This is a genomic window from Alkalibacillus sp. S2W (genome assembly GCF_046764385.1).
Lineage (GTDB): Bacteria > Bacillota > Bacilli > Bacillales > Alkalibacillaceae > Alkalibacillus > Alkalibacillus almallahensis.
Genome location: NZ_CP177234.1, coordinates 1657353 through 1682738, shown reverse-complemented (window position 1 = coordinate 1682738; position 25386 = coordinate 1657353). Strand labels below are relative to the sequence as shown.

Genomic DNA, 25386 nt, shown 5'->3' with positions numbered 1-25386 from the left:
TCGTAATGCCTGAACGTTGTTTGGGTGTTTTAGGGTTGCGGAGGGAAAGAAATGAAAATTATAAATCGACTGCCACTGTTTATAGTGGCAAGCTTATTAGTTGGTCTAAAATCTTATGTAGTTTATCGTTTCTATTTTGATTTATCTATAGAAACGACATTTCAAGAAACTATTTTAATCACAAACTCATTAGTGATTAGTTTCTTTCTATTTAGTTTTGCGATATGGTTTAAACCTAATAAACAAAAATGGTTTATTATAATTACAGCCAGTGTTATATCATTCATACTAATTGCTAATTTATTGTATTATCGTAATTTTACTGATTTCGTTACGATCCCAACATTATTTCAAGTTAATAACGCTGGTGATTTAGGAAGTAGTGTCCTCTCACTCGTTTATTTTACTGATATTTTGTTGTTTTTGGATTTAGTTCTAATCTTTATTTTCTTGAAGAAACGACAATTTACTTTACCGACTTTTTCAAATGCTTTTAAAAGACGTGTTGTGGTTGTTGCACTAGCTGGTTTAGCACTTAATTTCACACTAGCTCAAATGGAACGCCCACAGTTATTTCAACGGGGCTTTGACCGAGAATATCTTGTGAAGAATGTTGGATTACCTGTTTTTCATGTTTACGATATTGTCATGACCACTGCCACCCAATCGAAACGACTGTTTGCTGATGGTGAAGAAATTGGTGAAATCGATGACTATGTTAATGAAAATGTGCGTGAAGAGGAAGAAAAAGATAATGTAGATTTATCTGGAGTTGCTGAGGGCAAAAATATAATTTATATTGCGATGGAATCCATGCAAGAGTTTGTCATTGATGAGAAAGTAAATGGAAAAGAAATCACCCCATTTCTCAATGATTTTAAAGAAGAAAGTTATTATTTTAACAACTTTTACCATCAGACAGGTTTAGGAAAAACTGCTGACCATGAATTTATCTTGGATAATGGTTTATACCCTTTGCCGAACAGTGCAGCATTCTTCACGCATGCACAAAATAAGTATAATTCCGTACAGAAGATCATTAAAGAGGAATTAGATTATTCTTCTTATTCCTTTCACGCGAACAATGGAAGCTTTTGGAACAGAAACGTAATGTACGATACATTAGGGTATGAGAAATTCTACGATAAAGAATTTTATGATGTAAAAGAAGAAGATGTCATTGGATGGGGATTGAATGATAAAGATTTCTTTACTCAATCAATAGACCATATGAAAGAGTTAGAAGAACCGTATTATGCTAAATTTATTACATTGACTCATCACTTCCCGTTTGAAATTCCTGAGGAAGAAGCGTCGATCGATAAGTATGATTCAGACTCGACAACTTTGAATCAGTATATGCAAACGGCTCGCTACACAGATGAAGCGGTAGAACAATTTATCGGACAATTAAAAGATGAAGGTATTTATGAAGATTCCATTATAATTATTGGAGCTGACCATTATGGTATAAGTTCATATCATAATAAATCGATGGCTAAATTCTTAGGTAAAGAAGAAATCACTCCTTATGATGAAGTCAAATTGCAAAAAGTACCATTAATGATTCACGTACCTGGTCAAGAAGGTGGTAAAACGCAGTCAACTTTATCAGGTCAAATTGATTTCAAACCAACGTTATTAAATATGCTTGGGATCAATAATGAAAATGATATTATGTTTGGTAATGACTTATTTGCAGAAGACCGCAAAGACTTTATCGCATTTCGTGACGGTCGTGTAGTGGGAGAAGATTACATTTATGCCGGTGGAAATTGTTATGAAAATGGGTCTGGAGAAATTGTAGAAGGAACGAACTGTAGTGACATTCGAGAACAAAGTCAGCAAGAACTTAACTATTCAGATGAAATCATTTACGGCGATTTATTCCGCTTTTATGATTTTGAAAATGGAGAGTTAGTTGAAGAGCTTGAAGAAACTGAAACTGAGAACGATAACGAAGCTAATAACGAGACTGAAACTGAAAACGATAGCGAAGCTAATAACGAGACTAATACTGAAAACGATGGTAAAACTAATAACGAAAATGAATAATGAATTGTTAAAAAGTGATACTTGTGAATAATACAAGTATCACTTTTTAGAATATCGACCATATAAGTTCCTTCATAGGTACTCGTCTATTTTTCATTAGCAGAGGAACACTAGAGATGAAAAAGGAGTTTTAATATGACTAGTCCATTGTTCCAGTTTAATCAAGTAGAACGATTAATTTTATCAAATATCTCGTTTAATTTAAATGAAGAAGACCGGTTAGTCATCTTTGGGCCCTCTGGATCTGGGAAGTCAACCTTACTGCACTTATTTAACCGAATGGATGATCCCGAGACAGGTGACATTTTGTTTCGTGGTGAACCAATTAGTCAATTTTCTATTCCAGAATTACGAAAGCAAGTTGGTCTTGTGTTACAACAACCGTATTTATTTCAAGGGACAGTTGAAGATAATTTACGTTTCGGGCCTGATTTATTTCAAGAATGGGATGAACAATTAGCCTATCGATTATTAGATTATGTGAACCTACCCAATGATTTTATTTCGAAATCAGTAGATGAGTTATCTGGTGGAGAACAACAACGTGTTTCACTTGCACGCACCTTGGCGAATAAACCAGATGTTTTATTATTAGACGAGCCGACAAGTGCTTTGGACGATCAAAATATTGCAGCGATTGAGAAGGATTTAATTGACTTAATTGAAAAACGTCATTTAACCGTTGTTCTCGTCACACACAGTATGGACCAAGCTAAAAGAGTTGGTACTAAAGGGTTATACCTTGAAGAAGGTAAAATTATTGAGCATGGACCTATTGAGGAATTACTTGAAGAGCCTGACACTCCGGAACTACAAGCATTCCTAAATCGTTCTTAATAAGGAGGCAGTTATGGAACGCGATATTCCTACTTATTCTTTATTTTTATTATTAGTTTTCGTCATGATTCCGCTAACGATTTCTTATTATTACTCTCTTGGATTAAAGAAAGATATTATCTGGTCTACCTTACGAGGTACTGCGCAATTATTTTTTATTGGTCTTGTTTTAACTTACTTGTTTGATTTAAGGCCGATCGTAGGGATTCCGATTATGTTGTCTGTTATGATAACTGTCGCTACTTTTCACGCAAGAAAGAAAGGGAAAGAGTTTCCCCGTGCCTTCATTTCAATTTTATTAGGGTTAGTGATTATAGAATTAACAGTGTTAACAATGTGGCTTAGTTTCGGAATGATTTCATTTTCACCTGATGAAGTGATTCCAATGAGTGGCATGGTTATTGGTAATAGTATGGTGGCAATGGGGCTAGCACTTGAACGATTAAAAAACGAATTTGAGCAAAATCGAGGACAACTTATTGTTGCACTGTCCCTTGGAGCAACACCTAAACAAGCTGCACATTTATCGATTAAAAAAACCTTGAATGCTGCTTTAATCCCCAATATTGACCAGCTAAAAACGATCGGATTAGTCCAACTACCTGGTATGATGACAGGGTTAATTTTAGGTGGTGTAGCACCTATTGTCGCGATTAAATATCAACTTGTTATATCAATAAGCATATTTTCGTCCGTTTCGATTAGCGCTATTTTTATCTCAATGATTATGTATCGATTTTTCTTTAATCAACAAATGCAATTATTGAAATTAGAAGATATTAAAAAGTCGGCTAACGATTGATTAGATCAAATCGTTAGCCGACTATTATTAACCTGTGAATAATTGACTATAGATAGTCATAATTGAGTACCATCCAAATAACCCTAAAGAGGCACCTGCAAATATAACTGCAAAAAAGTTACGAGTCTTAATTTCACGAACAAGTGCAAAACCACTTAGAACAGCAACAACTAACATCATGATAGCAAATACAAATTCTCCAACTGCCATATCTGATCCTCCTTGAATGAAAAACAATCAATTTGTTATGATTACGATAATTCTGTGTATTAAACGTAAAGACCTCATGTATATTTTATAGAAAATACTATGTGATGTCGAGTGATTTCAATAAAAATTAGTCAAAAAAGGTGGAACGTTTTGTGAACATTAAAAGCTTGTCATTAGGAATAATAGGGACTAACTGTTATATTTTAGCACAAGAAGAGCAAGTATTAATCATTGATCCTGGTGGTGATGCTCATGAGATCATTAATTATATCAATCATTATGATTTGCAACCACAGGCTATTTTATTAACACATGCTCATTTTGATCATATTGGGGCTGTAGATGAAGTCCGTAATTATTTTGGATTAAATGTTTATATTCATGAAAATGAGCGAGATTGGTTAGTGAATCCAGCATTGAATGGCTCAGAGTGGTTTAACCTTGGCCATATCGCTGCCTCGAAACGTGCTGATGGCTATCTAAACGAGGGATCTTGTTCAATTGGCTCGTTTTCATTTCAAATTCTGCATACCCCTGGTCACTCACCAGGTAGTGTATCGTTTTGGTTTGAACAAGAAAGTGTCTTAATAGCAGGTGATACATTATTTCAACTAGGAATTGGCCGAACAGATTTACCGTTTGGTAATCATGACGAACTCATCCATTCGATCAACACTAAATTACTCACATTACCAGATGAAACAACTGCTTATCCTGGTCACGGCCCACAAACGACAATCGGTGTCGAAAAAATGAATAATCCATTTTTAAGGACATAAAATAAAAAAGGTTCAACCCCCCTCTGGAGGAGTTGAGCCTTTTTTAGTGACCAAATCCAGGTTCCAATATGAATGTTACGTAGTAAGTAAAACCTACCATGAATACAGTTAAATAACCACCAAAAATATACATATAAAGGCGTTCAGATAGGTTTAAGAAACCGACCCCTAGAAAGAAGATCGTTTGTGCTAAAAATAATACGGACATGCCAATAAATTCGCCAGTATAGAAAAGGGCAGAAAAAAGACCCGTCCAAAATGCTAAAACACGAAACATACGATCCATGTCTCTTCCTCCTTTGTACAGGAACTTGTCAGACATATTATATCCGATGATATTCATAATGTAAATGGCGTTTTAGGAAAAAAAGACTGGGCCAGTAGGATTCGAACCTACGCATGACGGCACCAAAAGCCGTTGCCTTACCGCTTGGCCATGGCCCAATGAACATTATTATTATGACGTATCATCACTATTATTATACATGATTTTTGTCATATGTTCATAACGATTTTGGTCATTGGTCGTGACAATCATGTGAAGATTAACAAATTGCTTATCATGAGCAGCATAATTGATTGTTACTTCTCCGGTTTCGTATAGATATTGAGCTTGTTTCGTATTTGATGTAATGGGTGGTACTTGTTTTCTGAAGTCATGAATCGCTGTTGTAATCAGGTTTTGGATGATTAATTGTTCCTGACTCCAGATCACCTGTTCCTTTTGATAAACAAGGTGTAGAAAGCCAGTCGTTAGGATCGTGGAAATGATAAGTAAATAAACGAGAAAATATGGGAAAATGATACCTCGTTTAGATTTCAGGGGTTGATATATTGTAGTGGTGAAAGACTTGTTCAATTAATTTCCCCTCTTTTACGAAAGAAATTTTAAATGTGTTTCCATTCAACCGTTCAAATGCAAAATCAGTCACATCAAACATCATGGTGGTGTGTCCTTGATAATTGGTTTGACGTCTAATCTGGTTTTGATACTGATCCAGTGTAATAACACGCCCGTCAGATCTTTCGAAAGAAACATGCTTTTCTTTAATCGTAATCTTTTGACTTCGATTGAGCTCAAATGAAATGAAGGAGTCAAATTGACGGATTTCTAAGTGATCTAAATCATAGACTGTCGATATTGAATCCAATGTTTTGAGTAATGGAGCAGTGAATGGGAGGATCACAAGAAGTATAGATAAGCCAATTAAAGCATTTAGTAAAGTGTATCCTCGACTAGAGTGGAGTATATTGACAATAGTTTTCGATTTCCTCATTTTCCTTCACCCATTCGACACATATTAACTGGTGGTTCTTATATGATGTTGTTATGATATTGAAATGATCATCCAACAAATCAAATCCCTCATTTAACCCGGCTGAAGTGCTTGCTGTATTTTTTAAATCTTGCATGACGAAATATGCCTCTTGCTGAAGGTTTAAATGGTGTTGTTCAGTTTTAAGTTTTATTATAAAAGGCAGTAAAATAGTGACAATTATCAATAAGCAAGAAAGTGAGAGCAGTGCATCTGTCATAATAAAGCCATTTTTATTCTTTAGTAACATAATATCTAGCCTTTCCGAATGGAAATGTAATTCGATATTCTTGAGAATCGATTGTTACAAATAAACTACCAGGATTCACAATCGTACCAGATGGTTTAAAACGGATTTGACTACCAATAGATGAGAGTCGAAACGAAATATTCTTATTAAATTCACGACTAATAATAGGAGGGTCAAATGGATTATTATAAATGATATATCGCTGTTCATCTGGATAAAAAAGTAACCTGAGATCCTTTTGGTGAAACGTGGAATATTGCTGGAGGTAGAAGATATCCTGTTCGAATGTGTCAAAAATATGAGTCTCTAGTTGTTTTTGTTGAATGGATTGAATCGTTGTCCAGCTCATAAGGCTAACTGTTAAAACAATACTTAAGACGATTAAGGTCTCAACTAATGTAAACCCTTTTTGAATAAGTAAAGAATCATTCAAGACTGACAAGCCCATCAGAGCTGATTGTGATTGTTTGATTATTAGAACATTCAGTCTGGTCAACATAACCATCAGTTTCTAGGTCTTCTACAGTCGCTGGGTATTCGCCTTTGTCTAGTTTATATAATTGAACTTGTGATTGAACTAAATCAACAAATGCATCACACCCCTTATCATCGACTAATTGATTGTGTTTAACGACATTTGGAATAGTTAGTAATAGCAACACTGAAATGATTAACATAACGATTAACATTTCTATTAATGTAAAACCTCTTTGACTTTTTATCATGATTATTCACCTCTAAATATGATTGATTAATTGAAACATTGGGAACAACGTTAAAACATAAATAATGACAATCATAATTCCTAACAAACTATACATAATGGGTTGGATCGTCATCATGAGTTTTTGAAGACGCTCTTCAAGGGATGATAGAGCAATAGCTGCATAGGCTTGTAGATCTTCTGCTAAGGATCCCTGCTCAACACTATGTTTGAGCATTAATTTAAAGTCCGTTTCTATTAGTTCGAGATCATTTGTTGATTGCGTCAACGTTCTACCCAATTTTAGGTCGACTAAGATTGATTTAGCATAGTATTCAAGAATGGTTAGATCACTTTGTTGGCTCATGATCAATAAACCTGACTTAACAGTTTTTCCATTGCTAATGATCGCTCCGAGATGGAAAGCAAATTGGGCAGTGGTTGATAAACGAATAACGTTTCTAACTAGAGGGACTTTATCAAGCGTAGTGATTTGTTGTTCAATAGATTGTTTTTTATAGATGATCATTATTATGAATAGGGTGACTAGTAAAAGGGGAATGCCTGCAAGTATAACGACCTGCACAATTGAAACAAATAAGTTAAACCAAATGTAAGAAGCTCCTTGAGCAATACTATTTAGAGTGTTGTTATAAACGGGGAGCAGGAATAAACTCATACAGAAAAATATAACGAGAGATAGAATGAGTAAGATTAATGGATACTTAGTAATGTCTTTGAGCTTCTTTTGAAAATCCACACGCATTTTTAATAAGTTATAACATTGAATTAAGTGATAGCTCATATGGCCAGATGAAGTTGAAAAATATAAGAATGCATTGACGATGGGGTGAAATTTTAATTCGCGAAAACAAGAATCAATGGATTGACCTTGTTGTAAACGGATAACGAATTCATTGGCTAAATAATTAAACTTAGGATCGTACAACATGAATTGTAGTGATTGTCTTAAAGTAAAACTGTGTTTCAGTAGTTTAGCAAGACGGTTAAGAAAGTCGACCTGGTCCTTGAGAGAGATTGATGATGTTTGACGATGAATCATTTTGGATAAGACCATGCTTGACCCCCATTTCCTTTAATTCATCAAAGGATGTAAATGATGAATTATTATTGACGGCGATACCTGAGATGGCTTGTTGAAGTTGCTCTCCTTCTAATATTTCAGCAATCGCAGCCCTTGATTGACCTCTGTTATTTCTAGCGTGGTCTGTTAGTGGGACAAGTTGTTGTGATGCAATTCCTATTAAGGTTTGCGATAAATCAGTAGTAGAAATCTCCATGTCGCGTAAACGGTCAAGTGTACCAACTGCGTCTTTAGCATGAACAGTCGTTAAAACGAGGTGGCCTGTTAATGCGGCTCTAAATGCAAAGGAGGCTGTTAATTCATCTCTAATTTCACCAACTGTAATAATATCTGGGTCATGTCTTAATGCAGCTTTTAAACCAACATCATAATTAAATCCGGTATTTTCATTGACTTGAACCTGGAGGATCTGATCAACTTGTCTTTCGATTGGATCTTCTAATGAAATTGCTTGATAACCGAATTGCTTAATAGCTTCTTGCATAAGTGCAAACATAGTTGATGATTTTCCACTACCTGTTGGTCCTGTAAACAAAATAATACCAGCCCGTTGCTTAATCCAATTTAGTAAGGTTTGGTACTGGTCCTTAAATAAAAATAAGGAATCAAGTGTCGGTAAAAAGTGGTCGGGTAGGATTCGGATTGCGAGGCTTTCATGATCATTTAAAGGCAAGGTAGATAATCGTAAATAAAATGCATTTTGGTCTTGATGAAAGGAGAGAGTACCATCTTGTGGTAGTCTTTTTTCTGCAATATCCATTCCAGATGAAAATTTGTAGTAGCTAATTAAAGTTTGGTATTCTTGAATGGTAATGCGCTGATAAAACCAGCGATAGCCATTAATACGAAAATAAATAGGGACCTCGATTCCCTCTGGGGAAAAGTGAATATCAGTCGCATCATGTTTAACAGCATGGTGCAAAATTTCACGAGATAATTGTTCTGGAGATTTCATTGGGGCCTCCTTATGTTTAGGTGGTAGAGACATGACGTCAATAGCTTTAATCGGGTTTATGGGATCAGGAAAATCTACAATTGGCTGCCAATTAGCGAGTCAAAATCATAGAAAGTTTATTGATCTTGATGATGAAATTACTAAATTTGAAGGGCGAGAGATCGCGACAATTTTTGCTGAAGATGGTGAAGAGTACTTTCGTCATGTGGAAGAGAAAATGTTAAATCAATTTAGTGAGGCCAACGTTATTGTAGCAACGGGTGGTGGCATTGTCATGAATCAGAACAGTCGTGATATTTTAAAGAATTGTTTTCAAACAATATGGTTAGAAGTTAGTTACCATGTAGTGGAAAATAGGTTGCGTCATGATGACACCCGACCTTTATGGAAACAGTCTAAAGAACAACGTCAAGCTTTGTTTGAAAGAAGACAGGGTTTATATGAGGAGTGTGCGGATATACGTGTTTCTGTAAATGAACGAAGTCCAATTCAAATTGCAACAGAAATCGAACGTTCTATCTCTTTTATATAATAAGTTATAAGAATAGTCAATTTAATGAAAACCCTTGATATAAAGCCAAAAACATAATAACACGTGATTAATTGTTTAAATAAACATTTAATCACGTGTTATTTATTTTAAGTCATGATAATACTTTTTTTTTGGAATGGCTGAACATCGCTGATCATGCATCGATTAAACGTTGAGTTGTCTGCCTATTGGTATAAAATAATCCAGCGTTAATTAAATTGATATCGATGCGAGGGTATAGGCGATTATAGATTTGATCATGAGAATGATTATAAAATTGTTTAGATTCTTCATCTTGTTCATGGGATAATGTGTTTAATAAACTCAGTTCTTGTTCGTATAACGATAATGATTCTTTAACAAATTCTCTAGATTGCTTCTCAATACGTGATTGTAATTCGTTAATAATTTTTTCTAAACCATGTTCAAGTGAAATAATGATAGGTAACTTAAACTGATAAGTAGGGATGACAGGATCAAACGGAATATTCATAACAGCATCCATCCAAGCAAATCGCATTGTACCATTCGTTAATAGTATACCGATGCTAACACTTTCCTCTTCAAGCCATGCCCCTTGATATTGAATATAACCATTAAACACAAACCACGGATCGAGCCTGTTGTCAGTGGAATCTGATTGCTCAAATAGGGTGGCAAAAACGCCTTCATTTTTCACGATTTGAAATATTTGATGAAGACGTGGAGAGCCGAGATGAATACGTTCAGTATGCAAATCGTATTGATCGGAGAAAGCAAATGAAACGCTCATGGGTTCCCCTTCGAATCCCATTGTATTAACATACTGCCAATAAAAAGGACGATTCATTAATTGTTGGTCTAGAGATTTCGTTAATTGAACAGTTAATAGGTCTTCACGTTCATCTTTGATATGAGCATGATGTTTTGTGAAGAATTGTTTAACAAAAGGTTTGAGGTCAGTTTGTTTCATCCTTTGTTCCCTCCTCGAGATGTTCATATTCAATCACAGACATTAAATTATTTATTTTAATATCCGCTTCGGCTTTTGAACGTGATTCTTCATAAATTGACGTCATTTCATCTTCAAAATTGGATAAGCCATAAGAACTTAAGATATGATCGATTTCACCAATCAACCCTTCAAATGCAGATAACTTCTCATATAGTACTTCCCAAATATGCTCTTCAATCGTATTAGATAAAATTAAATAATAAATATTAATGTCCTGAGTTTGGCCATAACGGTGAATACGACCAATTCTTTGTTCTAAACGCATTGGATTCCAAGGTAAATCGTAGTGAATCATATGGTGACAATACTGTAAATTTAGTCCTTCCGTTCCGGCGTCAGTCGTAATCAGGACATCTCCGTGTTGTTGAAATAGTTGAAGCATCCATTGTTTTTTACTCTTCTTAAAATCTCCATTGTAAGGAATGGCACGAATATTATTATGTTGACACAACCACTGTAAATAGACTTGAGTTGATTTGTATTCGGTGAAAATAATCACTGGTTCATCAAGCGATTGGATTAATTCGATTGCCTTTAATGCCTTTGCATGATGAGGAAGTTGACCGATTTCTTCTAGCATGGGATGCTGTTCATCTTGTTTTTTCAAAGAGACGTATAAAGCTTCGCGACTTGAACAAAACTCACGCTCATATGTTAAAGCTGTTAGTTGGTGATTAGTTTCTGAAGAAGTTAATTTTTCATAGAAATCTTGTTCATCTGAAGTGAAATCAACATACATAGTGTCAATATGTCGTTCACCCCACTGAGTTTCGATATCACGTTTTCGAGTACGAACCATGGATTGGCGTATCAGTGATTGAATGGCTTCATCATGACGATGATTGACTCGTTTATGAAATAATCTTCTATCACCTAATAAACCTGGTCTGACAATCTTCATGAGATAATAGACATCGTCGATTGAATTTTGAATCGGTGTTGCCGTTAATAACAAACAGTAAGTCGACTGTAGTTGTTGAACGAATTTAAAGTTCTTCGTTTTAGGATTTTTAAGTCGATGAGCTTCGTCTACAATCACACAATCAAATGATTGTTCTTGTAATGATGAGGCATGGGGTTCTTTTTTGGCGAGATCGATTGATGCAATAACAATTTCATATGATTCCCACGGATAAGAACGGTGTTTGGCTCGAGCTGGTATATAAAACGTTTGATTTAATTCACTTTCCCATTGTGATAAGAGGGAGGGTGGTACCAAGATAAGAGCTCGGCGTACAAGCCCCTTAATCATCAGTTCTTTAAGGATCACACCAGCTTCGATTGTTTTTCCTAAGCCTACTTCATCAGCTAAAATGGCGCGTCCGTGCATATTGTGCAATACTTTTTTGACAGCTTCTTCTTGATGATCTAATAGTGTTAGATTGGGAAGGTATTGCAATGCTTTTAATTCATTTTGTTGTGATAAAGGAAGTTGGCTTAATTGATACGCTTGTTTAAATGTTTCCCAGTCACTATGGTGCCCTTCTAGGACTTGCCCAAAAGAGTTCCATAGATGATCCGTTTTAATTGTTGGTTTCATTTTAATCACCTAAAGTTTAAGATAACGCTTACACGTGTGAGAGGATTGTGATACAATACATATAAGTTTTATTCATACTTTTTGCACGATTACCATTGCTACATATATATTGATAGTGTGCACAAATAATTGAATAATATAAGCGAATGATTACAAGAGGAGAGCTCGCGCTATGTCGTGACGCCGACGGAGCAAGTACATTTAGGGGTATGAATCTCTCAGGCACCATGACTCTTGTAGGACGCACCTCTGGAGAGTGTTGATGTAAATTCATCAACCACCAACGATGTAAGCATGTTTCTCATGCGAAACTTTCAGGTGAAAGGACAGGGAGAATACCAAGCTTTCTTTGGTATTCTCTTTTTTTAATGTGAAAATCTTCTACAAGGGGGAATGAACGTGACTGAATTAAAAAGGACACCGATTTATCCAGAATATGAGAAGTGGGGCGGTAAAACAGTTGACTTCGGCGGTTGGGATCTACCTGTCCAATTCTCGGGAATTAAGGAAGAACATCATGCTACTCGTGAGAAAGCGGGGCTTTTTGACGTTTCTCATATGGGTGAGATCGTGGTGAAAGGACCAGATAGTGAATCGTTCTTACAAAAAATGATTACCAATAACGTAACTAAGTTGAATATTAATCAGGCTCAATACACTGCGATGTGTTATCCCGACGGTGGTACAGTTGATGACTTTCTAGTTTACAAACGAGCTGATCATGATTATTTATTGGTTGTTAATGCAGCTAATACAGTGAAAGATTATGAATGGTTACTAGAACATCAATCTGGCAATGTTACCATTACGAACGAATCAGACCAGTTTGCTCAATTAGCACTTCAGGGACCTCAAGCTCAATCAATCTTACAAACCATTACTGATGATGATTTAAGTGAAATAAAATTCTTTCGGTTTAAAGATAATGTTAAGATTCAAGGTGTTGAGCAAGGAGCATTAGTTTCACGTACGGGTTATACAGGTGAAGATGGTTTCGAGATTTATATTAACGCAGCTTCTGGACGAGAGTTGTGGCAGGCGATTATGCAAGCAGGAGAGTCTGAAGGCTTGCAACCGATTGGATTAGGTGCCCGTGATACACTTCGGTTTGAAGCGAATCTAGCTTTATATGGTCAAGAATTATCAAAAGATATTACGCCGATAGAAGCGGGAATTGGTTTTGCCGTGAAGACAAAAACAGATGATGACTTTATCGGAAAAGAAGTTTTGAAACAACAGAAAGAAGAAGGACCAAGTCGAAAACTAGTTGGCATTGAAATGCTTGATAAAGGCATTCCGCGACATGGTTATGATGTCTTGAAAGAGGACCAGGTGATTGGGTTTGTCACATCTGGCACACAGTCGCCGACATTAGGAAAAAATGTAGGGTTAGCTTTAATTGATGTCAATTATGCAAATGAAGAAGAACTATTAAGTGTGCAAGTTCGAAAGCGTCAATTATCAGCTAAAGTGGTGCCGACACCATTTTATAAAAGAGGATAAGAGGTGAGTTAATCATGCAACATCGATACATTCCAATGACAGATGAAGACCGTCAGGCAATGCTTAAGACCATTGGCGTCTCATCATCTGATGAATTATTTGCAGACATACCAGAACCTGTTCGTTTCACTGGTGAATTAAATATTAAACCGGCAAAATCGGAATTTGAACTTAAGAAAGAAATGGCTGGTTTAGCTGAACAGAATAGCCATACACAATCTCATATTTCTTTTCTAGGTGCAGGTGTTTATGAACATTACATTCCATCAATAGTAGATCATGTTATTTCGCGTTCTGAGTTTTACACCGCCTATACACCATACCAACCTGAGATTTCACAAGGTGAATTACAAGCGATTTTCGAATTTCAAACGATGATCTGTGAGATGACTGGGATGGAGGTAGCTAACTCGTCCATGTACGATGGAGGTACAGCATTGGCTGAAGCGGTGAACTTAAGTGCCGGTCAGACTAAGAAGAAAAAAGTGATTGTATCGAAGGCCATTCATCCAGAATCATTAGATGTGATTTATACTTACGCAAAAGGATTTAACTTAGATATAGTTGAAATCGATCATCAAAATGGTTTAACTGACCTAGATCAGTTAAAAGCAGAACTAGATGATGATACAGCGAGTATCGTCATGCAGTATCCTAACTTCTTTGGTCAGGTTGAGCCACTTGAAGATGTTCAATCACTCGTCAGTGAACAACAGAAAACAATGATGATTGTCTCTAGTAATCCACTTGCTTTAGGGTACTTAACGCCACCAGGAGAATTTGGTGCGGATATCGTGGTAGGTGATGCTCAAGTGTTCGGTATCCCTACACAGTTTGGTGGTCCGCATTGTGGTTACTTTGCAACAACCAAGAAGTTGATGAGAAAAGTACCTGGGCGATTAGTGGGACAGACCTCAGATGATGAAGGTCGTCGTGGTTTTGTCTTAACATTACAAGCTCGCGAGCAACATATTCGTCGTGATAAAGCCACTTCAAATATTTGTTCAAACCAAGCTCTAAATGCGTTAGCTTCATCAGTAGCCATGAGCGCTTTAGGAAAACAAGGTGTTCGTGAAATGTCTGAGTTAAATATGAAAAAAGCGCGTTATGCGAAAAAAGCATTTGAAAATGCTGGACTTGAAACATTATATGATGGTCCGTTTTTCAATGAATTTATTGTGAAATTAAACAGACCTGTTCATGAATTAAATGAGGCGTTATTAGAAGAAGGCTTTATTGGTGGTTATGATTTAGGGCGTGATGATCAGCAGTATGACCATCATATGTTAGTTGCTGTAACAGAAGTACGTTCTAAAGACGAGATCGATCAGTTTGTTTCGAAAGTAGGTGAGCTGAATGGCTAATGAACAAGATTTTCCGGTTATTTTTGAATTAAGTAAAGAAGGACGTAAAGGTTATCATTTACCAGAACTAGATGTTGATGATGTTAACTTAGATGAAGAATTTCAGAAGCAGTATATTCGTCAAGAGGACCCAGATTTACCAGAGGTCAGCGAATTACAAATCATGCGTCATTATACAGCCTTATCAAAGCGCAATCATGGTGTTGACTCAGGATTTTATCCACTAGGGTCTTGTACGATGAAGTATAATCCTAAGATGAATGAAGATGTAGCGCGCCTACCAGGCCTTAGTTCGATTCATCCTTATCAACCTGAATCTTCAGTTCAAGGTGCTATGGCTTTGATGTATGATTTACAAACATCTTTAAGTCACATCACGGGCATGGATTACGTCACCCTACAATCAGCAGCAGGTGCCCAAGGAGAATGGACAGGGCTTATGATGATCCGTGCTTTTCATGAAGCAAATGGGGATTATCAGCGGACGAAAGTCATTGTCCCGGATTCTGCACATGGTACAAACCCAGCATCTGCAACGGTAGCAGGTTTTGAGGCAGTTACAGTTAAATCAAATGAGCAAGGATTAGTCGATTTAGATGATTTAAGACGTGTTGTAGATGAACATACAGCAGCTTTAATGCTAACGAACCCTAATACATTAGGCTTGTTCGAAAAAGACATTATCGAAATGGCTGAAATCGTTCATGGTGCTGGTGGTCGACTGTATTATGATGGTGCGAATTTAAACGCCATTATGGGATACACACGTCCAGTTGATATGGGCTTTGACGTCGTTCACTTAAATCTGCATAAAACGTTCACCGGACCGCATGGTGGAGGGGGACCAGGGTCAGGTCCTGTTGGTGTAACGAATGAATTAGCGCCATTCTTACCAAAACCTTTAATTGCTAAAAGTGAAGATGAACAATATTTCTTTGACTATGATCGTCCGCATTCAATCGGTCGAATTAAGCCTTATTATGGAAACTTTGGAATTAATGTTCGAGCATACACTTATATTCGCTCGATGGGACCAGATGGCTTGAAACAAGTGAGTGAAAGTGCTGTTCTGAATGCAAACTATATGATGCGTCGTTTAAGTGAAGAATTTGAGTTGCCATATGATCAACATTGTAAACATGAATTTGTTTTATCAGGGAAAAATCAGAAGAAGATGGGTGTTCGTACCTTAGATATGGCTAAGCGTCTGCTTGACTTTGGTTATCATCCACCAACTATTTATTTCCCATTAAATGTCGAAGAGGCATTAATGGTTGAACCGACAGAAACAGAAGCGAAGGAAACATTAGACGAGTTTGTTGATGCTATGAATCAAATTTCAAAAGAAGCACATGAAGATCCAGAAACAGTGCAAGAAGCTCCACATACAACGGTAGTCGATCGTATGGATGAAACAACTGCAGCCAGAAAACCAATACTTCGATATTATCGTGATTAATCAAAAATCCGTTGAGCTAACGTTAGCTCAACGGATTTTTATTTAATAACCTTTTTTCTTTTGTTTGATTTTGCCTGTCCACTTACTGAAGCCACCCTTTAATTGATGCAAGCTAGAATATCCTTTTTTACGGAGAATATTAGCAGCTCGCGTTGAACGGGATCCTCTTTGACAATATAGATAGATAGGTTGATCTTTTCGAACCTCACCTATTCGTTGCTTCAATTGTGATAATGGAATATTTCGGGCCCCTAGGATGTGACCACGTTCATACTCATTTGGTTCACGAACATCGATTAATTGGGCTTTTCGATAATTTTCTTTAAATTGTTCTTCAGTTAAGGTTGTAACATGCTTTTGTTTTTGAACACTTCGTAAAACGAAAAATAAAATTAATACAGCTACAACAATCAGGATGGTAAATATAAGATCCATTCTAATGTTCCCCTCTTTCTCTATTTTCAGTCCACTATACATTATATAAGGCTTCTGCTTTTGATTCAAAGGATTTCTATCTCAATTAGCCATCAGACATTTGACCTAATACTAATCAATTATTCTTATTATTTACAATAAACTAACTTGACTTTTATAGCTTTATATGCCCTTAACACTATATATAGAATAAATCGTCAAAAAACAACACTATATATTGATTGTTTGGTTCAGTTTTGATAAGCTATGATAAGAAACGTTACTAAAAATACGTAACGATTTGATTTTACGTGAAGGAGGTCATGAAATGCAAGATGTAAAAACAAAAGGGTTGCATATTAATGTCGATCAATTAAATGAAGACATTAAGCAATTTCCTAATGTACATCCGGTCACGTCGGATATGTCAACGACTCATAAAGGCGTATCACGACTTGTTATGTTAGACCGATATGCATTCAAGGACACGGAGAAGAGAACGATTCAAGAAGGTGACTTTGTCGTCTTAACAGTGAAAGATGATCCAAAGTTTCCTGCACGTGGTACAGGATTTATTTATGAATTAAAAGGTGACCGTGCCACTGTTCGAGTAGATGATGATTATTTACATGTACTAGATAACGAAGAAGCACAAGAAACGGGCTTAATTGAAAAAACTTTAAGTGCTGTTGATAAACCTCTCGAAGTCTATTACGAACAAATTGCTTTGCGTAATGCGACTGGTTTAGCAGAAGTAGAAACATCTGAAGAAAAACGCCAAGAATGGTTTAATAAATTTTATCAAGAATTATCTGAGTTAAATTTCATTCCTGCTGGACGAGTTCTATATGGAGCTGGTTCAAATACAGATGTCACTTACTTTAATTGTTATGTGATGCCATTTGTCCAAGACTCAAGAGAAGGTATTAGTGATCACCGTAAACAAGTGATGGAAATTATGTCGCGTGGCGGCGGTGTTGGTACGAACGGTTCGACCCTTCGTCCACGAAATGCATTAGCCCGTGGGGTAAACGGCAAATCATCTGGTTCTGTTTCTTGGTTAGATGATATTGCGAAACTTACTCACCTTGTTGAGCAGGGTGGTTCGAGACGTGGTAAATTGTTGTGCCTCGTCTAAAAATAAATCTCGTGAATTGCTGGAAACCCCTAAAGCCTATTACACGACAACGTAGCTGGTGACGGCAAGCGTGATCGTTAAAAAAGTATTAGGATGCAACAATGGGCAATCAGCAGCGAAGCATCTTCAGAAATGAAGATGAACGTTCAACGACTATTGAAACTTCCTAAAGCACAAAATATGAGTATAATAAAAGTAATCACGTTAAAGAAGGTGATCTGATGTGTGCTAAGGAAGAAGTAAACCATAATGTACGGAGACGTCCTTATGGGGCGCGAGACAAGGAAGAGATCATACAAAAAGTAATACAGATGCATGATAAAGGAGTAAGTCAAGTAGAGATTTCCAAGAAGTTAGGTGTTAGTAGAGGTACTATTTCACGGTGGAATAAAGAAAAGGCTTTTATCAATACAAGGCCCCCAGGTTTGGCTGGTAAGTTAGCCTCAAAAAAGTATGATTTCAATGAAAACTTTTTTGAAGATATTGACCACCCTAATAAAGCTTATTTACTGGGATTTATATTAGGTGACGGAACTATTGTCATAAATAGATCATCAAAAAAAGTAGTTCTAACACTTGTCGAACAAGATAAAAGCCTGTTATATGAAGTAGCAACTTGCTTAAATCTTAATAGGAATGTGAAATTTAGAAATAAAAGGAATGCCCGTGAACAAAATAAATATAGCTTAACGATATTTTCTACTAAAATGGCCAATGATTTAATAAACTTAGGAGTCACACCAAACAAAACAGGAAAGGAACAATGGATCGATTTAAAGAATCCTGAATTGCAATGGCATTTTTTAAGAGGTCTGTTTGATGCTGATGGGCATATACGAGTTTATGAGAGAATCTATAATAGAAAGAACGGACCGAAAAAATATACTAAAGCAAGGTTTGGTATCACGAGTAATAAGTCATTGTTAATGGATGTTCTAAAGTTTTTAAAAAGCTATGGAATAGGACAACATGTTAACGGTCTTTACAAAAAACAAGGGTGCTATGACTTGCATTTATCTAGCCTAACTGACTTATTGAAAATCTATAACTACTTGTATCATGAAAGTCAACTGAAATTACAAAGAAAGTATGAAAAATTCTCTTCCTTGAAGATATAGTCTGATCTTACATGAAAGTGTAAGAGGTGGGCAGAAATGACCTATCCCGCTAATTAATAGCGAGTAACAATTATTGGCACAGATGATCATGCTGAATGATTGGCATCCTGATGTAATCGAGTTTATTATATCGAAAATGCAAAACCCGCGTATTTTAAGATATTTAATCGAGAACATAGAGGATGAAACAATCCAAGAAGAAGCTAAAGATAAATTGAGCTTCACCCCATTAACAAATGATGAAATGCAACTATATCAAGGAATCGTGAACTATAAGCATATCGAAGGACACGGTGGCTTCACTGAGAAAAATATTCGTGATGCTGAGCAGAAAATTCGTGACGGTGGTACTTACAGCGTTAATAGTCCAGAATTTTTATCAGGCGCGAACATCTCAGTTTGTATTACGGATGAATTTATGAACGCTGTTGAGAATGATGACGTTTATGAATTACGTTTTCCAGACGTTGCAAATTACACTGAAGAAGAAATGGCTTACTATAATGACCATTGGAACGATATTGGTGATGTTCGTGAGTGGGAACGTTTAGGCTTTGGAACCAGAGTATATAAACAGATACGTGCAAAAGAATTATGGAATTTAATTAATATTTGTGCGACTTACTCAGCAGAGCCAGGCATTTTCTTCATTGATAATGCGAATAAGGAAACAAATGCTAGTGCCTATGGCCAAAAAGTTGTTGCGACAAATCCTTGTTTTCATCCCAGTACTAGAATTTCAACAGAGTTTGGACTTATGACAATTGAAGAGCTTTATAATCAGCAAGGGTCACAATCGTTTTATACAGCGACGGACAATCGTTTGAAAGAAGAGAAGAAAGTTGTCAACGGTCGTCAATATGAAATTCCAGGAGTAACGATGCGTCAAGCAACGGTATTTCCAACTGGAGCAAAAGAAACAAAGGTAATAACCCTTCAAAATGGTATGACGTTAAATGTAACACCAGAACATCGCGTCTATACGGATCAAGGATGGAAAGAAGCACAGCATTTAACAGAAGAAGACACGGTTTACATTCAATCAGGGGAAGGTCAATTTGCTAAACGTGATGAATTGTCACATAGCCATGCGCTATTTTTAGGTTGGTTAACTGGCGACGGCTGGTTAGCTAATGATGGCAGAGCAGGTTTAACGTTTGGTAAAGATGATATGGATATCATTCCACAATTGATCGATGCTGGTGAAGAAATTTCTGGCCTGCGAGCTAAAGTTCATGAAAGAGAAAATGGAACATTCCAAATGATGTACCACCGCAAAACTTTCACAGAACTTCTCGAATCGTTAGGTGTTAAGCGTGTGCGAGCTTATGAGAAACGTGTACCTGAAGCGATTTTCACAGCTACAAAAGAGAGTGTTGTGACGTATTTAAGAGCATTATTTTCAGCTGATGGGACCGTTTATACAACAGATCCGTCTCATCGCACGGCTCGTTTAACCTCATCTTCTAAACAACTGTTAGAAGACGTACAACTTTTATTGTTAAACTTAGGTATTCATGGAAAAGTATACGAAAGACCAAAACGCAATCAGCAAAACTTTAATTACGTTACAGTTGATGGCGAAGAGAGAACCTATGATAGTCGTCCTTTCTTTGAATTGGTGATTTCAGGTCGAAACTTATCTGTGTTCAAAGAAGAAGTCGGATTTTATTATCATACTAAAAAGGAAGAATTGTTAGATATAGTGCCAGCTCAACCACGTAAACGTGAGTATTTCACAACGTCAGTGAAATCGATTGAACAAGGTGAGCTAGTTACCGTATATGATATAACGGAACCTGAAACACATTCTCTAATTGCTAATGGTGTTGTTGTTCACAATTGTGGTGAACAACCTCTAGCTCCTTATAGTGTTTGTAATTTAGCGGCAGTTAATCTAGCATCAATTGCTGATCGAGAACTTAAACAACCTGATTTTGCGAAGTTAAAACAAACGGTTGAAACAGGTGTACGCATGCAGGATAATGTCATCGATTCAACACCGTATTTCCTAGATAAAAACCGCGAACAAGCACTTGGTGAGCGCCGAGTCGGATTAGGCGTTATGGGCTTACATGACTTACTCATTTACTGTGAAACAGCCTATGGTTCACAAGAAGGTAATGAACTTGTCGATCAAATCTTTGAAACGATTGCGACAACAGCTTATCGTACATCTATTGATTTAGCGAAAGAAAAAGGCAGTTTCCCATTCTTAATTGGTGAAGCAAAAGAAGAAACACAAGCACTCCGTGAACGTTTTATTAATACTGGCTATATGCAAAAAATGCCTGATGACATTAAGCAAGGTGTTCTTGATCATGGCATTCGCAATAGTCACTTATTAACAGTTGCGCCGACTGGTTCTACAGGCACAATGGTTGGTGTTTCAACAGGTTTAGAACCTTATTTCTCCTTCACGTATTATCGTAGTGGACGTTTAGGTAAGTTTATCGAAGTGAAAGCTGATATTGCGCAAGACTATTTCAAAGAAAATCCGGAAGCAAATCAAGATGAACTGCCAGACTGGTTTGTGACTGCAATGGATTTATCTCCTGAAGCCCACGCTGATACGCAATGTGTCATTCAACGTTGGGTCGATAGTTCGATTTCAAAAACGGTCAATGCACCGAAAGGTTACCGTGTTGATCAAGTTGAACAAGTTTATCAGCGATTATATCGTGGTGGTGCCAAAGGTGGTACAGTGTATGTAGACGGAAGCCGTGATTCACAAGTCTTAACGTTAAAAGCTGAAGAAAATGAGCCTTCAGAGCAAACAGAATTATTCGAAGACGATCAACAAAAAGTTGTTTTAATGGACACAGTCCATGAGCTTGAGACAACGAATGTAACAGTTGGATCTGAAGTAGGAGATACTTGTCCAGTTTGTCGCCAAGGTGATATTCAAGATGTTGGTGGCTGTAATACTTGTACAAATTGTGGTGCACAATTAAAATGTGGTATATAAAAATAGCGTTAGACGGTCATTCCGTCTAACGCTATTTTTTGTGTCCTTTAATAACTTTAAGATGTGTTTGGTTACGTTGTTTTTTTATTGAAGAGGGTTTTTCCACGTGTTGGTTATATCTCATCTTTTGATCTACTTTACCGTATTTCTTTTTCGATTGTTTAACAGCTTTTTGATAGCCAGAGGAGCGCACGCCACCTTGTCTCACTCGTTTTAAAATGAAATATAAAGCTAGACCGATTACAGCGGTTAGGCCGATTGTCGTAAGAATGCTTTCTATAAAGTTAAGTGGGTTCACTATTAACTGACCGATTAGTCCAATAGCTGCCAAACTAACGACTATATACAAAATGATTTTACTTCTTGCTTGTGTCATGGTAATCCCTCTCTTCGTATTCAGCTAGTAACTTGTAAATCTATTATAACACGTCAAGTTATTCATTATACATAATAGCCATTTGTCATGCATGAATTAATCCTCTATAGGTTAAAATAACGCGAGAGGAGGCTAATAAAAATGCGAGAAAAATCAGTTATTATGGAAAGTGTTTATACAGGTTTATTTGGTGGAATTATATTTGGATTACTCAACTCGTTTACTTATGCTTTAAAATTCAATGAGGTGTCACATGCATCGTTTATCTTTCGGTCTTTTTTTGAAGGTGATTGGACATCAACATGGTGGATTGAATTAGTAAGCGCTATAATATTGGGTGTTTTAGCTATATTACCAGCAATCATCTATTATGCACTTTTAAAAAGATTTAGAGGTGTTTTACCTGGATTATTATATGGCATCTTACTATGGGGAATTATTTTTTGGTTAGCTAATGGGTTATTCGATTATGTCCCAACTCTTGAAAATTTAACAAAAGATACGATTGCAACAACTTTATGTCAATTTGCGCTATACGGTGTGTTTGTTGGCTATACCATATCTTATAACCAACACGGGGAACGGGTTGCGAGAAAAGTGTGACAAAAATAGGGCGATTTATGATAAACTTAGGATGGATACATCAATCAAAGGAGCTCTGGTGTCATGAAATCCTGGTTATTAATTAACGGCCCGAATCTTAATATGTTAGGTCAACGAGATGAATCCCACTATGGGAGTGAGACCTTAGCTGATATTGAAGACATGATGCTCGAAATCGCAAGTTCTCATGGTGCTTATTTAGATGTTAGACAATCAAATCATGAAGGTGAAATTATTGACTGGTTACAAAATGCCATGCATTATGATGGCATTATCTTTAATCCAGGTGGTTATGCTCATACCAGTGTAGCTATTCGAGACGCTGTAGAAATGATCCAAATTCCTGTTATTGAAGTCCATTTATCGAACATACATAATCGGGAAACATTCCGTCATCATTCCTATTTATCAGCAGTTACTTCTGGTCAAATAGTCGGGTTCGGAGCATTGGGGTACAAACTAGCAGCGTATGCTTTAATTGATCAATTGAATGAAAGGGAGAGATAATGTGGAAAAGCTAACTCGTTTACGAGAGAAGATGCAACAGAACGATGTAGATGGTCTTCTTATAACTAATGACCAAAACCGCCGTTACATGACAGGTTTTACGGGAACGGCTGGGGTCGTTTTAGTTTCTTTAGATCAAGCTGTGTTTATTACAGATTTTCGTTATACTGTACAAGCTAAAGAACAAGTGACAGACTATGAACTTGTGGAACATAAAGGGCCGATTTATCAAGAAGTAGCTAATCAAGTGGAACAGCTTGGAATCAAACGTTTAGGTTTCGAAAAAAACCATATGACGTATTCGACCTTTGAAGTGTTCCAACAGGCCTTATCAAGTGAGTTTATCCCTATCGATGGTTTAGTCGAACAATTACGACTGTATAAAACCGAATCGGAAATTGCTATATTAAAAGATGCAGCACAGATTGCAGACGATGCTTTCGATTATATACAAACTATTATTAAACCAGGCGTTAAGGAAATTGATGTATCAAATGAATTAGAATTTTTTATGCGTAAACAGGGAGCAGTGTCCTCATCTTTTGATATTATTGTAGCTTCAGGTTATCGGGCGGCGCTTCCACACGGAGTAGCTTCAGATAAAGAAATTCAATCAGGTGAACTTGTAACTTTAGATTTCGGAGCACTTTATAAAGGGTATTGCTCTGATATGACAAGAACTCTTGCAGTTGGACCAATTAGTGATGAGCTGAATACCATTTATCATACGGTTTTAGAAGCACAAAAACGTGGTATGAATGGACTGAAAGCAGGTATTACTGGTAAAGAAGCAGATGCATTAACACGTGATTATATTAAAGAACAAGGTTATGGTGAATATTTCGGTCACTCGACTGGCCATGGCTTAGGCATGGATGTACACGAGGCACCGTCTTTATCATTCCGTAATGAAAATCCATTAGAGCCGGGTATGGTTGTTACAGTTGAACCTGGAATCTATGTGCCTAATGTAGGTGGTTGTCGTATTGAAGATGATGCTGTCGTCACTGAAAATGGAAATGAAAGATTAACATTCTCAACTAAAGAATTAATCACGTTGTAAATGATAGAAGGAGGTTATTAACATGATTTCAGTAAACGATTTTAAAACAGGGTTAACAATAGAAGTAGAGGGTAAAATTTGGCAAGTCATTGAATTTCAACATGTTAAACCAGGAAAAGGATCAGCGTTTGTTCGCTCAAAACTACGCAATTTAGAAAATGGTAACATCCAAGATAAGACGTTCCGAGCAGGTGAAAAAGTCAATAAAGCCCATTTAGAGCGTCGCCCTATGCAGTATCTATATGAAACTGGGGAAAGTCATACATTCATGGATACTGAAACGTTTGATCAAATTGAAATCCCAGGCGATAAAATCAAAACGGAATTAAATTTCTTAACTGAAGGTACTCAAGCCCACGTCTTAATCTATGAAGGTGATACGTTAGGAATTGAATTACCGAATAACGTTGAACTTGAAGTAGCTGAAACAGAACCTGGAGTTAAAGGTGATACAGCGTCTGGTGGAACAAAGCCAGCAACACTTGAGACAGGTTATACTGTTCAAGTTCCTTTCTTCATTGATAAAGGTGAGAAATTAGTCATTAACACAACTGAAGGCAAGTATGTATCTCGCGCTTAGTGTTTAGGATTTGTTAAAGTCCGTTGTTGATATTGTGATCCGCTATCGGTGGACGCTTTCCGCAGGCACGGCTCGAGCCTCCTCGGCCGAAAAACATGGCCTGCGGGGTCTCGAGACTCGTGCTGTTCCTGCAGGAGTCGCCACCTTCGCTTCTCACAATTCAACAACTAAGTAATACACATTTTGAAAATAAATATTAAATTTTAACTGATCGG

At 36.7% G+C, this 25386-nt stretch carries 26 protein-coding genes, 1 tRNA gene, 1 pseudogene and 1 riboswitch; of the genes and pseudogenes, 15 read left to right on the top strand and 13 right to left on the bottom strand.

All coding sequences use genetic code 11. From position 1 onward, the window contains the following. Positions 1-51: 51 nt before the first annotated feature. From ACKXGF_RS09055 to ACKXGF_RS09045, 3 genes are all read left to right on the top strand, one after another. Positions 52-2055 carry an LTA synthase family protein gene (locus ACKXGF_RS09055; RefSeq protein ID WP_411953444.1) on the top strand — a complete coding sequence of 668 codons (2004 nt, stop codon included), beginning with the start codon at positions 52-54 and terminating at the stop codon, positions 2053-2055. Between the two features lie 135 nt (positions 2056-2190). Next, positions 2191-2892 carry an ATP-binding cassette domain-containing protein gene (locus ACKXGF_RS09050; protein WP_411953443.1) on the top strand — a complete coding sequence of 234 codons (702 nt, stop codon included), beginning with the start codon at positions 2191-2193 and terminating at the stop codon, positions 2890-2892. Between the two features lie 13 nt (positions 2893-2905). Beyond that, the gene (locus tag ACKXGF_RS09045) at positions 2906-3694 is read left to right on the top strand and encodes an ABC transporter permease (RefSeq protein WP_411953442.1); all 789 of its coding nucleotides are present in this window, start codon (positions 2906-2908) and stop codon (positions 3692-3694) included. Between the two features lie 27 nt (positions 3695-3721). Here the strand turns inward: ACKXGF_RS09045 and ACKXGF_RS09040 are convergent, their stop codons facing one another. Further along, on the bottom strand, positions 3722-3904 hold the full coding sequence (locus tag ACKXGF_RS09040) for a DUF2759 family protein (protein ID WP_167264244.1): 183 nt from the start codon (positions 3902-3904) through the stop codon (positions 3722-3724). A gap of 152 nt (positions 3905-4056) precedes the next feature. Here ACKXGF_RS09040 and ACKXGF_RS09035 point away from each other — a divergent pair, with 152 nt between their 5' ends. Further along, positions 4057-4683, top strand: coding sequence for an MBL fold metallo-hydrolase (locus tag ACKXGF_RS09035; RefSeq protein ID WP_411953441.1), 627 nt, complete (start codon positions 4057-4059; stop codon positions 4681-4683). Positions 4684-4726: 43 nt separating this feature from the next. Here ACKXGF_RS09035 and ACKXGF_RS09030 read toward each other — a convergent pair whose 3' ends face one another. The 8 genes from ACKXGF_RS09030 to comGA all read right to left on the bottom strand — a co-directional run bounded on the left by ACKXGF_RS09030 (position 4727) and on the right by comGA (position 9012). Then, positions 4727-4969 (bottom strand): DUF2626 domain-containing protein, encoded by a 243-nt coding sequence (locus ACKXGF_RS09030; protein ID WP_167264248.1) that lies wholly within the window; start codon positions 4967-4969, stop codon positions 4727-4729. 86 nt (positions 4970-5055) lie between these two features. Then, a tRNA-Gln gene (locus ACKXGF_RS09025) sits at positions 5056-5127 on the bottom strand. Between the two features lie 13 nt (positions 5128-5140). Beyond that, the gene (locus ACKXGF_RS09020) at positions 5141-5542 is read right to left on the bottom strand and encodes a hypothetical protein (protein WP_411953440.1); all 402 of its coding nucleotides are present in this window, start codon (positions 5540-5542) and stop codon (positions 5141-5143) included. After that, a complete protein-coding gene (locus ACKXGF_RS09015; RefSeq protein ID WP_411953439.1) occupies positions 5496-5960 on the bottom strand; it encodes a competence type IV pilus minor pilin ComGF in 465 nt (154 codons plus the stop codon). The genes ACKXGF_RS09020 and ACKXGF_RS09015 overlap by 47 nt, the downstream gene beginning before the upstream one ends. Positions 5961-6232: 272 nt before the next feature. Further along, on the bottom strand, positions 6233-6682 hold the full coding sequence (gene comGD / locus ACKXGF_RS09010) for a competence type IV pilus minor pilin ComGD (protein WP_411953438.1): 450 nt from the start codon (positions 6680-6682) through the stop codon (positions 6233-6235). Further along, a complete protein-coding gene (gene comGC, locus ACKXGF_RS09005; RefSeq protein WP_411953437.1) occupies positions 6675-6974 on the bottom strand; it encodes a competence type IV pilus major pilin ComGC in 300 nt (99 codons plus the stop codon). Before comGC ends, comGD begins: the two co-directional genes overlap by 8 nt. A gap of 12 nt (positions 6975-6986) precedes the next feature. Further along, positions 6987-8030 carry a type II secretion system F family protein gene (locus tag ACKXGF_RS09000; protein ID WP_411953436.1) on the bottom strand — a complete coding sequence of 348 codons (1044 nt, stop codon included), beginning with the start codon at positions 8028-8030 and terminating at the stop codon, positions 6987-6989. Further along, a complete protein-coding gene (comGA, locus tag ACKXGF_RS08995; RefSeq protein ID WP_411953435.1) occupies positions 7960-9012 on the bottom strand; it encodes a competence type IV pilus ATPase ComGA in 1053 nt (350 codons plus the stop codon). The genes ACKXGF_RS09000 and comGA overlap by 71 nt, the downstream gene beginning before the upstream one ends. Before the next feature lie 31 nt (positions 9013-9043). On the opposite strand from comGA, the gene ACKXGF_RS08990 reads away from it, so the two are divergent. After that, a complete protein-coding gene (locus ACKXGF_RS08990; RefSeq protein ID WP_411953434.1) occupies positions 9044-9544 on the top strand; it encodes a shikimate kinase in 501 nt (166 codons plus the stop codon). 154 nt (positions 9545-9698) lie between these two features. Here ACKXGF_RS08990 and ACKXGF_RS08985 read toward each other — a convergent pair whose 3' ends face one another. Then, on the bottom strand, positions 9699-10496 hold the full coding sequence (locus ACKXGF_RS08985) for a YqhG family protein (protein ID WP_411953433.1): 798 nt from the start codon (positions 10494-10496) through the stop codon (positions 9699-9701). After that, complete coding sequence (locus ACKXGF_RS08980; protein WP_411953432.1) at positions 10483-12078, bottom strand: DEAD/DEAH box helicase; 1596 nt, start codon at positions 12076-12078, stop codon at positions 10483-10485. Before ACKXGF_RS08980 ends, ACKXGF_RS08985 begins: the two co-directional genes overlap by 14 nt. A 146-nt stretch (positions 12079-12224) precedes the next feature. Next, positions 12225-12322, top strand: a riboswitch (glycine riboswitch). A 149-nt stretch (positions 12323-12471) separates the two neighbouring features. Here ACKXGF_RS08980 and gcvT point away from each other — a divergent pair. The 3 genes from gcvT to gcvPB are packed head-to-tail and all read left to right on the top strand — an operon-like array spanning position 12472 to position 16404. Further along, positions 12472-13581: a glycine cleavage system aminomethyltransferase GcvT gene (gcvT, locus tag ACKXGF_RS08975; protein WP_411953431.1), complete on the top strand. Its 1110-nt coding sequence runs from the start codon at positions 12472-12474 to the stop codon at positions 13579-13581. A gap of 14 nt (positions 13582-13595) precedes the next feature. Next, complete coding sequence (gene gcvPA / locus ACKXGF_RS08970) at positions 13596-14945, top strand: aminomethyl-transferring glycine dehydrogenase subunit GcvPA (protein ID WP_411953430.1); 1350 nt, start codon at positions 13596-13598, stop codon at positions 14943-14945. Further along, positions 14938-16404 carry an aminomethyl-transferring glycine dehydrogenase subunit GcvPB gene (gene gcvPB / locus ACKXGF_RS08965; protein WP_411953429.1) on the top strand — a complete coding sequence of 489 codons (1467 nt, stop codon included), beginning with the start codon at positions 14938-14940 and terminating at the stop codon, positions 16402-16404. The genes gcvPA and gcvPB overlap by 8 nt, the downstream gene beginning before the upstream one ends. A gap of 42 nt (positions 16405-16446) precedes the next feature. On the opposite strand, the gene ACKXGF_RS08960 is transcribed toward gcvPB, so the two are convergent. Then, positions 16447-16839, bottom strand: coding sequence for a rhodanese-like domain-containing protein (locus tag ACKXGF_RS08960; protein WP_411953428.1), 393 nt, complete (start codon positions 16837-16839; stop codon positions 16447-16449). A gap of 307 nt (positions 16840-17146) precedes the next feature. On the opposite strand from ACKXGF_RS08960, the pseudogene ACKXGF_RS08955 reads away from it, so the two are divergent. From ACKXGF_RS08955 to ACKXGF_RS08945, 3 genes and pseudogenes are all read left to right on the top strand, one after another. Beyond that, positions 17147-17953, top strand: a pseudogene (locus tag ACKXGF_RS08955) (ribonucleotide reductase N-terminal alpha domain-containing protein); the annotation flags it as partial. A 224-nt stretch (positions 17954-18177) separates the two neighbouring features. Further along, the gene (locus ACKXGF_RS08950; RefSeq protein WP_411953427.1) at positions 18178-19074 is read left to right on the top strand and encodes an LAGLIDADG family homing endonuclease; all 897 of its coding nucleotides are present in this window, start codon (positions 18178-18180) and stop codon (positions 19072-19074) included. 73 nt (positions 19075-19147) lie between these two features. Continuing rightward, positions 19148-22042 (top strand): LAGLIDADG family homing endonuclease, encoded by a 2895-nt coding sequence (locus ACKXGF_RS08945; protein WP_411953426.1) that lies wholly within the window; start codon positions 19148-19150, stop codon positions 22040-22042. Positions 22043-22073: 31 nt separating this feature from the next. Here ACKXGF_RS08945 and ACKXGF_RS08940 read toward each other — a convergent pair whose 3' ends face one another. Then, a complete protein-coding gene (locus tag ACKXGF_RS08940; protein ID WP_411953425.1) occupies positions 22074-22418 on the bottom strand; it encodes an SA1362 family protein in 345 nt (114 codons plus the stop codon). 141 nt (positions 22419-22559) lie between these two features. On the opposite strand from ACKXGF_RS08940, the gene ACKXGF_RS08935 reads away from it, so the two are divergent. The 4 genes from ACKXGF_RS08935 (at position 22560) to efp (ending at position 25171) form a co-directional block, all read left to right on the top strand. After that, on the top strand, positions 22560-23021 hold the full coding sequence (locus tag ACKXGF_RS08935; protein WP_411953424.1) for a YqhR family membrane protein: 462 nt from the start codon (positions 22560-22562) through the stop codon (positions 23019-23021). A gap of 63 nt (positions 23022-23084) precedes the next feature. Continuing rightward, entirely contained in the window at positions 23085-23528 is a 444-nt protein-coding gene (gene aroQ, locus ACKXGF_RS08930; RefSeq protein ID WP_411953423.1) for a type II 3-dehydroquinate dehydratase, read from the top strand. 1 nt (position 23529) lies between these two features. Next, a complete protein-coding gene (locus tag ACKXGF_RS08925) occupies positions 23530-24591 on the top strand; it encodes a M24 family metallopeptidase (protein ID WP_411953422.1) in 1062 nt (353 codons plus the stop codon). Positions 24592-24613: 22 nt separating this feature from the next. Beyond that, complete coding sequence (gene efp, locus ACKXGF_RS08920; RefSeq protein WP_411953421.1) at positions 24614-25171, top strand: elongation factor P; 558 nt, start codon at positions 24614-24616, stop codon at positions 25169-25171. Positions 25172-25386: the final 215 nt, after the last annotated feature.